This window comes from Celeribacter ethanolicus (genome assembly GCF_001550095.1).
Taxonomy (GTDB): domain Bacteria; phylum Pseudomonadota; class Alphaproteobacteria; order Rhodobacterales; family Rhodobacteraceae; genus Celeribacter; species Celeribacter ethanolicus.
Genome location: NZ_LRUC01000038.1, coordinates 1 through 13,537 on the forward strand (window position 1 = coordinate 1; position 13,537 = coordinate 13,537).

Annotated in this window: 11 protein-coding genes; 7 read left to right on the forward strand and 4 right to left on the reverse strand. The window is 62.2% G+C overall.

Annotation, left to right across the window (positions count from 1 at the left end):
• A partial coding sequence (locus tag NH195_RS13905) for an IS3 family transposase (RefSeq protein WP_066701789.1) occupies nt 1-637 on the forward strand: 637 nt, incomplete at its 5' end.
• 111 nt (nt 638-748) lie between these two features.
• On the opposite strand, the gene NH195_RS13910 is transcribed toward NH195_RS13905, so the two are convergent.
• Nucleotides 749-1,663, reverse strand: a complete 915-nt coding sequence (locus tag NH195_RS13910) for an RNA helicase (RefSeq protein ID WP_155846182.1) — start codon at nt 1,661-1,663, stop codon at nt 749-751.
• Nucleotides 1,664-1,970: 307 nt separating this feature from the next.
• Entirely contained in the window at nt 1,971-2,363 is a 393-nt protein-coding gene (locus NH195_RS13915; RefSeq protein ID WP_066708080.1) for a BrnA antitoxin family protein, read from the reverse strand.
• Nucleotides 2,364-2,644: 281 nt separating this feature from the next.
• Here NH195_RS13915 and NH195_RS13920 point away from each other — a divergent pair, with 281 nt between their 5' ends.
• Both NH195_RS13920 and NH195_RS13925 read left to right on the forward strand, forming a co-directional pair.
• On the forward strand, nt 2,645-2,851 hold the full coding sequence (locus NH195_RS13920) for a cold-shock protein (RefSeq protein ID WP_066708083.1): 207 nt from the start codon (nt 2,645-2,647) through the stop codon (nt 2,849-2,851).
• Nucleotides 2,852-2,981: 130 nt separating this feature from the next.
• Nucleotides 2,982-3,488, forward strand: a complete 507-nt coding sequence (locus NH195_RS13925; protein WP_066708085.1) for a hypothetical protein — start codon at nt 2,982-2,984, stop codon at nt 3,486-3,488.
• Between the two features lie 15 nt (nt 3,489-3,503).
• Here the strand turns inward: NH195_RS13925 and NH195_RS13930 are convergent, their stop codons facing one another.
• Nucleotides 3,504-4,454, reverse strand: coding sequence for a class I SAM-dependent methyltransferase (locus NH195_RS13930; RefSeq protein WP_066708088.1), 951 nt, complete (start codon nt 4,452-4,454; stop codon nt 3,504-3,506).
• A gap of 145 nt (nt 4,455-4,599) precedes the next feature.
• Complete coding sequence (locus NH195_RS13935) at nt 4,600-5,109, reverse strand: PhnA domain-containing protein (protein WP_066708123.1); 510 nt, start codon at nt 5,107-5,109, stop codon at nt 4,600-4,602.
• 190 nt (nt 5,110-5,299) lie between these two features.
• On the opposite strand from NH195_RS13935, the gene NH195_RS13940 reads away from it, so the two are divergent.
• The 4 genes from NH195_RS13940 to NH195_RS13955 all read left to right on the forward strand — a co-directional run bounded on the left by NH195_RS13940 (nt 5,300) and on the right by NH195_RS13955 (nt 13,536).
• Nucleotides 5,300-7,084 (forward strand): autotransporter assembly complex protein TamA, encoded by a 1,785-nt coding sequence (locus NH195_RS13940; RefSeq protein ID WP_066708091.1) that lies wholly within the window; start codon nt 5,300-5,302, stop codon nt 7,082-7,084.
• Nucleotides 7,081-10,389, forward strand: coding sequence for a translocation/assembly module TamB domain-containing protein (locus tag NH195_RS13945; RefSeq protein ID WP_066708093.1), 3,309 nt, complete (start codon nt 7,081-7,083; stop codon nt 10,387-10,389). The genes NH195_RS13940 and NH195_RS13945 overlap by 4 nt, the downstream gene beginning before the upstream one ends.
• Nucleotides 10,390-10,458: 69 nt before the next feature.
• Nucleotides 10,459-11,166 carry an ABC transporter ATP-binding protein gene (locus NH195_RS13950; protein ID WP_066708095.1) on the forward strand — a complete coding sequence of 236 codons (708 nt, stop codon included), beginning with the start codon at nt 10,459-10,461 and terminating at the stop codon, nt 11,164-11,166.
• Between the two features lie 3 nt (nt 11,167-11,169).
• On the forward strand, nt 11,170-13,536 hold the full coding sequence (locus NH195_RS13955; RefSeq protein WP_066708098.1) for an ABC transporter permease: 2,367 nt from the start codon (nt 11,170-11,172) through the stop codon (nt 13,534-13,536).
• Nucleotide 13,537: the final 1 nt, after the last annotated feature.

Below are 13,537 nucleotides of genomic sequence, written 5' to 3' on the forward strand. Positions count from 1 at the left end.
GGGGTTTGGTCTGTGCTTTTTGCATCTGCGGAACGTCAAAGGTTTTGGCTGGAACCACAAACGCGTGTACCGCATCTACCGCGAGTTGGAGCTGAACATGCGGATCAAGCCTCGGAAGCGGCTGCAGCGCGAGAAACCGGAACCGCTGGTCGTGCCTGAGGCCCCGAATGAGGTGTGGTCGATGGACTTTATGGCCGATCAGCTGGCTGACGGTCGGGCATTCCGCACATTGAACGTGCTTGATGACTTCAACCGCGAGGGCCTGGCCATCGAAGTGGACTTCTCACTGCCCGCCGAGCGCGTTGTTCGGGCGCTGGACCAGATCATCGCCTGGCGAGGCAAACCTCTGGCCATTCGCGTAGATAACGGCCCGGAATATGTCAGTGGCAGGCTCCAAACATGGGCCGAGAAGGCGGGGATCGGGCTGCTTTACATCCAGCCGGGCAAGCCCCAGCAGAACGCTTATATCGAGCGCTACAATCGGACAGTTCGCACCGAATGGCTCGGGCGATACCACTTCGAAAGCATTGAAGACGTGCAGGATCACGCAACGAAATGGCTCTGGACTTACAACAACGAAAGACCAAACATGGGCATCGGCGGCATGACCCCGATACAGAAACTGACAGCAGCTTAGATTCTACTGATACGCCCCTCTAAAAATGGGGGGATTACCGAAGGCATGAAAATAAGGTGCCTGAAGGAACCTTATTTTTTGAGTGGAAAGCATGCTTCCTACTCACGGATTTCAAAATTCTTCAGCCAATATGTTAATTAAATTTTCAACTTTCATTCGAAAACTATCTTCACCTCCATACCGACTAACTATACTGGGGGACACCTCCATCATCCGAAGTATCAATTCTTCTTTACGCTCTTTTAACTCGCCAAAACCATAGCCCAAATCCTCAACGGCAGAGAGAAGCGCATTTTTAAGAGAATTCTTGTAATTAACTTCTTTGGAAGGGAAAGTTTTTAAACCTTTATAAGTATAAGATGAAGGATATGCTTTGCCTGTACCAAATTCAACAATGTGAACGGGACTCCGCTGCAAATCGCCCATCATGGATTTCATGGACTTCAACTCCGCCAAAATAAAGTCTTCCTTATCAATTTCTTTGGTTTCGAGGCCTGTAACTTTGAACTTACCAAAGTGTTTTAAGAACGACTGATATTCCGCTTTTGTGCTAGCTTCTAACGTGGCCTTAAGCCTCGATGCGAGTTTCTTTTTCAGGTCAATGATCTCATTGTAACGCAGGTCACGCGGGTATTCGAGATGTTCAATTGGTGATGTATCAAAACTGTAGGAGGTTTGATCATCCTTAAGAACAATTGCAGGTTTATCGAAAGCTAGACGTAGCCCTAGTTCAAACATTACATTGGCATTTTTCCCACTGACATCGCAGACAACGATGTCAGCATCGTAAATGTTCTGAACAATGCGCGCTTGGATAACACCAATATCCTCAGACTCACTCACCAACTTTGCTTCAAAACCTGCATTTTCTGCTGCTTCGATTATTATTGATCGTACATCGCTCCAATGTGAACTCGGGCAACCATCAATCTCTGAAATTGGCATTACAATGCCGCAAGTCAGTTTCTTCGATGTTTCCGACGATGGGTCGGTGGCTTTTGCAGCTTTTGCAGCCTCTTTATTCATCTAACAGCCCCATAACTAAAATATGCGCATAGCTTATGCGAAGCGTGGATTATGGCAACCCCCGCGCCTGACCTTTAGGGGTAGGCGTGTGAAACGCGCCTTCCCGTCGCACCAAAGGTGCGCCGATCATAGTCGGCACGCCTCCGGCGTGACGGGGGGAAGGGTAAGGCGTCTTCTCACACATTGCTTTGCAATGTGCTGCCAGCCACGCCCTCGGCTGCGCCGAAGGCTCGCGTCAAAGATGCTGCGCATCTTTGATTGGTCCCCATGACAAAACGACCTCTCCAAACCAGCGCCTTACACTCCCTCACTCCGCCTCCCGCCAAGCCCGCATCTGCTCCTCCTCACTCAACCCCGCCTTCCGCGCCCGCACCAGAGCCTCCACCTTGCGCTCCGTCACCGCCACATCCGCGATCTTCATCTGCGCATAGGTGCCAAGCACATGGTTGATCCGCGCCTGATAGCCCGGCCCCTGCGCCCGGAAAAACTTCGCCACACTCTCATCCAGTCGCAACGTCACCTTCATCTTCTTCTCGGTGACATCCAGATCCTGTTCCAGCGTCGCCCAGGCCTCCGGCACGATCTGCGCCACGTCCCAGTCGAACGTATCGAGCCGGCCCAGCGCCTCCGCGTGGCGTTGCAGGCGCTCCTGTGCGAGGCGTTGGGTTTTGGTCGGGCGTCTGATGGCACTCTCTCGCATGGCACTCTCCTCAAAAACGATGCCTCACGCTGACAGATGCCGGTTAACCCCGCCTGATCCCACCGCGCGCGGGGGCCGACAGAAGTCCGACGCAAAACCGACGCTTTGCCGACAGCGCAAAATCCCCCTATTCAACCCCCTGAAAACCTGTCATAAGGGCCGCGCTAAGTTACCTCTTTCGACCCTTCTGTTCTCCCTAACCGGCCACAGTCATCGAACGACTACGACGACGCCGGGTCGCTGCACTTTCGCGAGCGACAAGACAAACAGGAGTACACACGATGGCCAATGGCACCGTGAAATGGTTCAATTCCACCAAAGGTTTCGGCTTCATTCAGCCGGAAGGCGGCAGCAAAGACGTGTTCGTGCACATCTCTGCCGTTGAGCGCTCTGGCCTCACCGGTCTGGCCGATGGCGCGAAGGTCACCTTCGACATCGAAGCCGGTCGTGACGGTCGCGAATCTGCGGTGAACCTCGTTCTCGCCTAAGTTTAGGCAAACGCGGAACAAATCGGCCCGGACGCTACGCGCGCCCGGGCCTTTTTCATGTGCAAAGATCAGGAAAGTGGACAGGTCACGCAAAGCCGTTACACTGTTCGAGTCCTCGTCGGAGACCGCCATGCGCCTGCCCCTGCTCCTCACGCTCGCCTGCTTCGCCAGTCCCGTTTTTGCGGAGACGCTCGAAGGCACGCTGTCGCTGACCGGTTATTCCAATGCCAGCCTCCTTGCGGAGATCGACAGGCATCTCGACCGCCCTGTCACGCTCGACCTGACGCTGGACGCGAGCCAGTCGACCGCGGTTCAGCAGATCTTTACCGAGGTCAATTATCCCGGAGAGGACCCCGGGTTCCTCTCCGGCGAGATTTACAACACGCCCCTCTCGATCACCGATAAAACCCAATGCGAAGAACGGGTTATCACATATTTCGACGAGAACGGCCCGGACCCTGCGGCGGATGTGTCCTGTCTTGGCCGGGTGGTCGTGACCTTCAAAAGCACGGCGGAGCGGCAGGACCCGACCCATGGCGGAACCGGGGTCATCCAGTACCGTCTGAGCGGCGATTACATCATCACCCGCGAGATCGGCGCGGGGCTCACCTTTTACACCTTCATCCCGGTCGACTAACCTCAGGCGAACTACTCAGGCAAACGCCATCAGATCGCCATCGCCTTCCCGGTCATGGCGCAGCCTCAGACCGCCCGCCACGACGGCCAGCCCGTCGATCGGTACGCTGCGGTCTTCACGGATCACACAGGGCATCAGGCGCACGGAGCCAAACCCCGCCTCCGCCAAAAGCCCCTCGACATAGGCCTGCGAATGGGCAAATCGACGGCTCTCGCGCAGGTGCACCGGCCTCTCGCCCAGTTCCACGGTAAAAGCCAAAACGCCCCCCTCCGATAGCGATCCGGCGCACCAGCCAATCACGCGCTCCAGCGCGCCCAGATAGATGAACACGTCGGCCGCAACGATCAGTTCATAGCGCCGCTCGCTCACATCGAGCCGGGCGATGTCGCGTTTCTCGAGCACATCGTAGATGCCCTTGCGATCCGCCTCGACCAGCATGCCGTCGGAAATGTCATAGCCTTCAAGCCACGCCGAGATCGGGCGCAGAGCCGCCCCCATAAGCCCGGTGCCACAGCCGAGATCGAGCACGGACCCGAACTGCGTCCGTCCGGCAAGCCTCAGTGCCTCCACAAGAATTTCCGGCCCGCGATAGCCAAGCTTTTCGACCAGAGAGCGTTCGAACCGTGGCGCGTATTGATCGAACAACAGCTCGATGAAGGCGGATGGCATCGCCTCCGCCACCGGCACCCGCCGCGCCAGATCGCGTTTCAACCCGGCTCCCAGAGAGTCCGCGGGATCGGCCAGAACCGCCTTATCCCAGGCGTCACAGGCCGCCTCCTCCGCGCCCGCAAGCTCCATGAACTCGCCCAAACGAAACCAGCCAGCGGCCCAACCCGGCGCCAGCTCGAGCGCTCCCGACAGGGTTTCGATCGCCCCGGCGAGATCGCCCAGATGCGCAAGGGTTTCGGCGAAAGAGGCCCGACGGTCCGCCGTCAGGTCTCCCGAGGAAAACACGCTCCCCGCCATGATCCGGATCTTTCAAAAGGGCCCGCTCATTTGCCGTGTCGAAAATGTCGACCGGCCACGCGACGGGCGGCACGCTGCATCCAAGTGCATCATGCGCCCGATACGCCACCTTTGAAACCCTGTCAATTTTCCCGTTAACCTGGGTTCAGCGCTTTTTCACGAACTCGGTCAGGATCACGATGCGCTGACCTTCGACACGGCCTTCGATATGGCCCGCGTTGTCCGGCACCAGGGAAATCCCGCGCACCGCCGTGCCGCGTTTTGCGGTAAACCCGCCGCCCTTGACCGGCAGATCCTTGATCAGAACCACCGTATCGCCCGAGGACAACACCGCGCCGACACTGTCGCGGTGGATCACTTCGGGACCGGCGGCCTTGGCCCACTCCTCGACCTCCGGTTCGAGATAGAGCATCTCGAGCGCATCCGCCGCCCAGGCCTCGTCGCGGAACCGGTTGAGCAGACGCCAGGACACAACCTTGACCGCATCGCGCTCAGACCACATGGAGCCCGTCAACGCCTGCCAATGGCCCTCAGGCACCAGCTCACCCTTGAGCCCCGCCGCACAGGTCTCGCACAGGGCGACCACATCCGTCCGCGGGCTCATCGCCACTTCGGTCAGAGGCCCCGACGCCCCACAAATCTCACATTCGGCCATCTCGCCCTCCATTTTTCGCGGACCCTAAGGCCCGGGGCACAACGGAGCAAGCGACAAACTGCCGCTCGCCGGAAACACGGAAGGAAACGGGGAGAAAATCCACCCGGAGCCCCTTTCCTCCGGCGCGCAAAATCCGCATAGTCGCAGCGACGGGGGAACCGTCCGGAGGAATTCCGAGGGAAACTCGACCGTGCCGAACGCCACAAGATCAATTGCTCTATCCGCCATTCTGCTGCTTTGCGCGACCACGGCGCAGGCCTTCGATGCGCGTCTTGAGACCTCTGCGAGCGACGAGCTCAAGGCCCAGCTCAAAGCCGCCTCCGCGGTGCTCGAGGCCGCCGACACCGATGTCACCGCCCCTGAGGAAATCATTGCCGCCGTGCAGAGCGATTATCGCAGCCTGATCGGCGCGCTCTATCGCGAAGGCTATTACGGGCCCAGCATTTCAATCCGGGTGGACGGTCAGGAAGGCGCCGCCATGTCGCTGATTTCCCTGCCGTCTTCCATTCAGAACGTGGTCATCAGCGTCACTCCGGGACCGCGTTTCGTCTTCGGCACCGCGCGTGTCGCACCGCTTGCTCCCGGCACCGAATTGCCGGAGGGGTTCGCAAGCGGCAAGGTCGCCCATTCCAACCTCATCGCCGACGCCTCCGACATCGCCATCGACAGCTGGCGCGCCGCCTCGCACGCCAAGGCGGAACTCGCCGGCCAATCCATCGTCGCCGATCACCGCGACGAGACGCTCGACGCCGAACTGACCATCGACCCCGGCCCCGCAGTCACCTTTGGCGAGCTGCATTTCGCGGGCAAGACGACCGTACGCGACGACCGGCTGCGGCGCATCGCCAACATGCCGACCGGCAGCGACTACAGCCCGGAAAAGCTCGCCCTCGTCACCAAGCGGCTGCAAAAAACCGGCACCTTCCGCTCGATCACCCTGCGTGAGGCCGCCGAGCTGAACTCCGACAACAGTCTCGACATCACCGCCACGCTGGTCGATGAAAAGACCCGCCGCCTCGGTTTCGGCGCCGAGCTGTCCTCGCTCGAGGGCGGCACGCTGAGCGCCTACTGGATGCATCGCAACATCACCGACAATGCCGACCGGCTGCGTTTCGAAGGCGAAGTCGCGGGGCTCGGCAGCACCACCGGCGTGGACGCGACCCTGTCGGCCAGCTATCGCCGTCCGGCCACCGTGACGCGCAAGACCACGCTGGTTCTGGGCGCCACGATCGAACATCTCGACGAACCGGATTACCTGTCCGACAGCGGACAGTTCACTCTGGGTTTCGAGGTCGAGACCTCGCCCAATTCGACGTTTTCCGCCGGGCTGGGCTATCGCTATTCCGAGGTCGAGGACGATCTCGGTTCGCGCAGTTTCTCGCATGTCATCCTACCCATCGACGGCAGCCGCGACACGCGTGACAATGCGTTGAACCCGACTTCCGGAAGCTATTTCGAGGCCGAAATCCTGCCCTTCATCGGGGTCGGCGACTCCGCCTCCGGCACACGGCTTTTCGCCGACGGGCGCGCCTATCGCGCCTTTGGCGGGGATGACCGCTTCACCCTTGCCGCACGGTTGCAGCTCGGCTCGATCGTCTGGGCCGATTACACCGAAGTGCCGCCCGACATGCTGTTCTTCTCCGGTGGCGGCGGGACGGTGCGGGGGCAACCCTATCAATCGCTCGGCGTCGATCTGGGCGGTGGCGATGAAACCGGAGGCGCGAGCTTCCTCGGCTTCTCCGGCGAGCTGCGCACCAAGGTCAAAGGTAATATTTCTGTCGTGGGGTTCTACGATCTCGGCGGCATCGGCACCTCCGCCCTGCCCGGCGAAGACGCCGAATGGCATGCGGGGGCGGGGCTTGGCCTGCGTTACAACACCGGCTTCGGCCCGATCCGCTTCGACCTCGCGGGCCCCGTGTCCGGCGACACCGGCGACGGGGTGCAAATCTACATCGGGATCGGACAGGCGTTTTGAAAAAGCTTCTCCCCATCACCCTCGCCGCCACCCTGCCGCTTACACTTGCCGCGCAGGACAGTGTGAACGAAGCGGACAACTCGGCCGAGACCGCGCGCGACCGTTCTATGATCGTCGGCTTTCTCGAAGACAACCTGTCGGGTGCCGGGCGCGACATTCGCATCGAAGGCTTCAAGGGGCTTCTGTCTTCTACCGCGACGATGGACGAACTCACCATCGCCGACGCCGACGGCGTCTGGTTCACGCTCCGCGATGCCGAGCTGAACTGGAGCCGCAAAGCGCTGTTGGCCGGGCGGCTCGAGGTGACGCGGATCGCCGCAGGGGAGATCGTCTTCGACCGCCTGCCCGTCGCGGGCGAGGATGCTGGCGTCGATCTGCCCGCCCCGGAGGCCAAACCGTTTTCCCTGCCCGATCTGCCGGTGTCCATCGACATCGGCGCCATCGAGGCGGAGCGCGTGCATCTCGGTGCCCCCGTGCTCAAACTCGGCGAAGCGGTGGAAATCAGCCTCACTGGCTCGGCAACACTCAAGGACGGTTCCGGCGACACGGCGCTCGAGATCACCCGCATCGACGGCACGGAGGGCGCATTTTCCCTCGCCGCCGCCTTCGACAACACCTCCGAAGAGCTGTCGCTCGACCTTTCGCTCGCCGAAGGGCCCGGTGGTATCGTCTCAACGCTTGCGAACCTCCCCGGCTCCCCCTCTCTGGCGCTCACCGCCAAAGGCTCCGGCCCGCTCGACGGCTTTGCCACCGACATCACGCTTGCGACACAGGGCGAAGAGCGGCTCACGGGTCGTGTGGCGCTCACCGCAGAACCCGATGAGGAGGCACCCGACGCCCCCGCGCCGCGCCGGTTTTCCGCCGATCTCTCGGGCGATCTGACCCCGCTCTTTAGCGCCGAATACGCCCGGTTCTTCGGTCCGTCCTCGACGCTCACCGCGCAGGGCGTCTCCTATCCCGAAGGCGGTTTCGACCTCGAACGCTTCGCGCTCTCGACCCGGACCCTGTCGCTCGTGGGCGCTACGACCATCGCCGCCGATGGCTGGCCCTCCGCCTTCTCGCTCTCCGGCACGCTTGAGAGCCCCGATGACCGGCCCGTGCTTTTACCCTTCGGCTCGGCGCGCTCCATGGTCGAACATGCCGAAATTCTCGCCAATTATGACGTCACACGCGGCCAGAGCTGGTCGGCCTCGGTCGATATCGCGGGCTATGCGCAGGACGGGCTCGACATCGGGTCGGCACGTTTGGGCGCGCAGGGCACGATCACCCAAAATCGCGATGATGCAGGTACGGTTCTGGGCGCGATCAAAGCCCGGTTCGGCCTGGCGGTTCAGGGATTTGCCTCCGACGACCCCGCCTTGCAAGAAGCCGTCGGCACCGCCCCCGCGCTCACCGGTCAGGTGTTCTGGCGCGAAGGTGAGCCCTTTGTAATCGAAAGCCTAGAAGCCCGCACCGACGCGACCCGCGCCACCGCCTCCGGCAGCATCGACGGATTGGATGCCGGGTTCGAATTCACCGGGCGCATGAGCCTCGACACGCCGCGGCTTGCGCGTTTTGCCGCCCTGTCGGGGCAGGACCTGTCCGGCGCGCTGAGCGCCACGGCAAAAGGCAGCCTCTCGCCGCTGAACGGCACTTTCGACATCGACATGGCGGCGACCGGCACCGATCTCAAAATCGGGACCGACCAGATCGACGCGCTCACCGGCGGCGAAAGCGTGCTGAATGTCGGGGTGAAGCGCGATGCGACCGGCCTCACCTTGCGCCCGACGCGTTTGAAAACCCGAGCGCTCGACGTGGCGGCCGAGGGGCAACTGGCCACGGAAAGCGGCGCGCTGTCGCTCACCGCGCAGCTCGACGATGTGGCTCGGCTCGGTGTCGCGCTGAGCGGCCCGCTGAACCTCAAGACCGAGATGCGTCACACCGGTACGGAGACACCATGGACGGCGCAAGCCGACATGACCGGGCCGGGCGGATCGACCGCCGCGCTCTCCGGTACGCTGACACAGGATTTCGCGACAGCAGCCCTCGCCCTCACGGGATCGGCCCCGCTGGGCCTGTCGAACCGGCTGACCAGCGCGGCGCTGACACAAGGCACCACCCGTTTCGATCTGGCGGTGAACGGACCTTTGGCCCTGTCCTCGGTCAGCGGCCAGGTGCAGGTCAATTCCGGGGCGCGCGTGGTGATCTCCTCCGCCGGGCTGGCGTTGACCGTCGATCGCGGCGTGGTGTCGCTCGATGGCGATCAGGCGCAGCTCGATTTCGCGGCCAGAGCCGACACCGGCGGCAGTCTCACCACCAGCGGGCAGATCGGCCTCACCGGCACGTTGCCCGCCAATCTCGACATCGGTCTGAACGGGCTGGGTCTCTCCGATCCGCAGCTTTACAGCACCACGATCGACGGCGATCTGAGCTTTGACGGCGGGCTTGCGGGCGGCGGAAATATCGCAGGCACGCTGACTCTCGGGCGCACCGATGTCACGGTTTCGCCCTCGGCCCTTGGCAGTGGCGGCGACATTCCCGAGATCGCCCATGTCGGGGCCTCCTCCGCCGTCACCACGACCCGCGACCGCGCGGGTCTGATCGCGAGCGCCAATGGTGGTGACGGCACGACCGCCTACGGGCTCGACCTGGCGCTCCGCGCGCCGAACCAGATCTTCATCCGCGGGCGCGGCCTCGATGCCGAGCTGGGTGGCCAGCTCCGCCTGCGCGGCACCACGGCGGATGTCATCCCGGTCGGGCAGTTCTCCCTCATCCGCGGGCGGCTGTCGATCCTTGGCAAACGCATCACCATGAAGGAAGGCGCCGTCACGCTTCAGGGCGAGCTGGACCCGACGATGCGGCTTGTGGCGGAGACCGAGACCGAGACGATGACTGTGCAGTTGATCACCGAAGGCCCGCTCAGTTCGCCCGAACTGACGCTCAGCTCCTCGCCCACCCTGCCCCAGGACGAAATCCTCGCCCAACTGCTCTTCGGCAAGGATCTCACCGAAATCTCGGCCTTTCAGGCGGCACAGATGACCGATGCGGTGGCGACCCTCACCGGCGGCGGTGGCGGGCTTGTGGGCTCGATCCGTGACAGTTTCGGGCTGGACGATCTCGATCTGCAAACCTCCGAGGAGGGGGGCAGTTCACTCAAGCTCGGCAAGTATATTTCCGACAAGATCTACACCGATGTGACCATCGACAATGCCGGCCAGTCGGTGATCAACCTCAACCTCGACGCCTCGCGCCATGTGACGGTCAAGGGGTCGGCAAGCTCGGACGGCGACACCGGGGTTGGCGTGTTCTTCGAACGGGATTACTGAGCCGGGCTTGACCCGTCTCAAGGCGATGAGGTGAAATGGGGTTAGTCTGGCGCCATGAGGGGGTACGCCATGGCCGAGACGGTCTTTCATACCGAAAAGCTTGTGAAAACCTATCACACCGGCGGCACTGAGGTGCACGCCCTGAGCGGTGTCGACCTCGATCTCTACGCCTCCGAGTTGACCGTTCTGCTGGGGCCGTCCGGCTCCGGCAAATCGACGCTTCTGAACATCCTGGGCGGGCTCGATCATGCGACCTCGGGCCTTGTGGAGTTCCGTGGCCGCAATCTGACCACGCTCTCGGACCGGGCACTGACCCGCTACCGGCGCGATCATGTCGGCTTCGTGTTTCAGTTCTACAATCTGGTGCCGTCTCTCACCGCGCGCGAAAACGTCCAGATGGTCACAGACATCGCCCCTAACCCGATGAGTGCCGAGGAGGCCTTGGCCCGCGTCGGCATGAGCGACCGGATCGACCACTTTCCCGCCGAGCTGTCGGGCGGTCAACAACAGCGCGTCGCCATCGCCCGCGCCATCGCCAAGCGCCCCGAGGTGCTTTTGTGCGACGAACCGACCGGCGCGCTCGACAGCGCCACCGGGGTGCAGGTTCTGGAGGCGATCCGGGAGATCAACGAGGATCTCGGCACCACCGCCATCGTCATCACCCACAACGCCGCCATTCAGGCCATGGCGCATCGCGTCGTCCGGTTTCAGGACGGCAATATTTCCTCGGTCGCCACCAACGCCACCCGGATCAAACCTTCCGAGATCGTGTGGTAAGCCATGCATGCGCTCGACAAGAAACTCCTGCGCGACTTCCGGCGGCTCTGGGGCCAGTCGCTCGCCATCGCTTTGGTTTTGGCCTGCGGGGTGATGATCCTTTTGACGGCTTTCGGCATGTACCGCGCGCTCGACGATACGCTGGAGGCCTTCTATGAGCGCAATGAGTTTGCCGATGTCTGGGCCACCGCCGAGAAAGCCCCGCGTCCGCTTCTGAGCGAGATCGTCGCCATCGAGGGCGTCCAGAGCGCGGAGGTGCGGGTGCAGGAATATCTCATGCTCGACATTCCGGGCCGGGCGAAATCTGCCACCGGGCTGGCGCTCAGCCTGCCGGAGAATGGCGAAATGCCCGTGCTCAACGTGCCGATCCTGCGTTCCGGTCGCCTGCCCGATCCGCAGGCGACCGACGAGGTTCTGGTCACCGAACCTTTTGCGCAGGCGAACGGCTTTGCCCTTGGCGACAGGTTCGATGCGCTGATGTCGGGGCAGAAACGGACGCTCACCATCACCGGCACGGCGCTCTCGCCCGAGTTCGTCTATGCGATCGGCCCCGGCACGCTCATGCCCGACGATGCGAGCTTCGGCGTCATGTGGATGCCCGAGCACATGCTCGCCGCCGCGTTCGACATGTCGGGCGCGTTCAACACGGTCACGCTGTCGCTGTCGCGCGACGCGAGCGAGGATCGGGTGATCGACGCGCTCGATGACCTCTTGTCGCCCTATGGCGGCACTGGCGCTTATGGCCGGGTCGACCAGGCCTCGCATGCGTTCGTCTCCACGGAGATCAAGCAGCTCAAGAATATGGCGACCATCCTGCCGCCGGTGTTCTTTGGCATTTCCGCCTTTCTCGTCAACATGGTAATCGGGCGGATCATCGCACTTGAACGCGCCGAAATCGGCCTCTTGAAGGCGCTCGGCTATACCGATCTCCACATTGCCGCGCATTATGTGCTGATGGCCGGGCTCACCGCCGTTCTCGGCATCGCCATCGGCTGGGTCACCGGCGGGCTGTCGGCGCGCTGGATGGCGGCGGAATATGCGCAGTATTTCAAGTTTCCCTACCTGATCTTCAACGTCTCCTATGACGCCTATGCGATCTCCGGTTTTCTCGCCCTGCTGACCGCCGCCGTCGGAGCATTGCGCTCCGCCATGGGGGCCGCCCGCCTGCCACCCGCCGTCGCGATGTCGCCGCCTGCACCGCCACGCTACAAACGCACGCTGTTCGACCGGATATTGTCGCGCGCCCGGCTCAGCCAGCCCTCGATGATGATCTGGCGCTCGCTCTTTCGCTGGCCCGTGCGTGCCGCCATGTCGACACTGGGCCTGTCCCTCGCCGTGGCGATCATGATCTCGGTCGGGTTCTTTTCCTATTCGATGGACAAGATTTCCGACATCGCCTTCAATCAGTCGAACCGCGAGGACACGGTGCTTTTGTTCACCAAGGACCGTGCGCTCTCCGCACTTGAGGATGTGCGCAAGCTGCCGGGCGTGATGGAGGTCGAGGGCGAGCTTTACACTCCCGCAAAACTGCGCCACGGGCATCTGGAGAAACAGCTCTCCATCGTCACCCGTGGGCCGGGGGCAACGCTTGCGCGCTCGATTGACGAGACCGGCCATGTGGTCGAGGCGGAGGGCACCGGCTTGCTGATCACCACGCGTGTCGCCGAGGTGCTGAACCTCTCTCCCGGCGACACGGTCGAGGTCGAATTCATGACCGGACGACGGGAAACCCACATCCTGCGCGTCGCCGCCATCACCGAACAGTTCTTCGGCCTCGGGGCCTATATGACCCGCGACGAAATGGCCGGGCTCACCCGCAGCCAACCGCAAATCTCGGTGGCGAATATCACGCATGACCCAAGCCAGGACATGGCCTTCAACATGGCGATCAAGGACACGCCAATGATCTCCGGCGCGGTACGGGTCACCGATATGAAGGCCTCTTTTGCGGCCACGCTGGACGAGAATATCTCGATCATGAACGGGTTGTTCATCATCGTCGCCGTGCTGATCACCGTCGGGCTGACCTATAACAGCGCCCGCATCCAACTGTCCGAGCGCGCCCGCGAACTGGCCTCCCTGCGCATTCTGGGCTTCTCGAACTGGGAAGTGTCCTATGTGCTGGTCGGGGAAATCATGCTGATCGCGGCTCTTGCCCAGCCTCTGGGCTGGCTGATCGGTTTCGGGCTCGGGCATCTCATGGCCGCGAGTTTCACCTCCGATCTCTACAACATTCCGATGGTCCTGCCGCCCGCCGCCTATGCCACCGCCTCGCTTGTGGTCTTGGCGACCGCATTCACCTCCGTCATGGTGGTGCGGCAACGCGTGGACCGTCTCGACCTTGTCTCCGTGATGAAAACCCGGGAGTGAC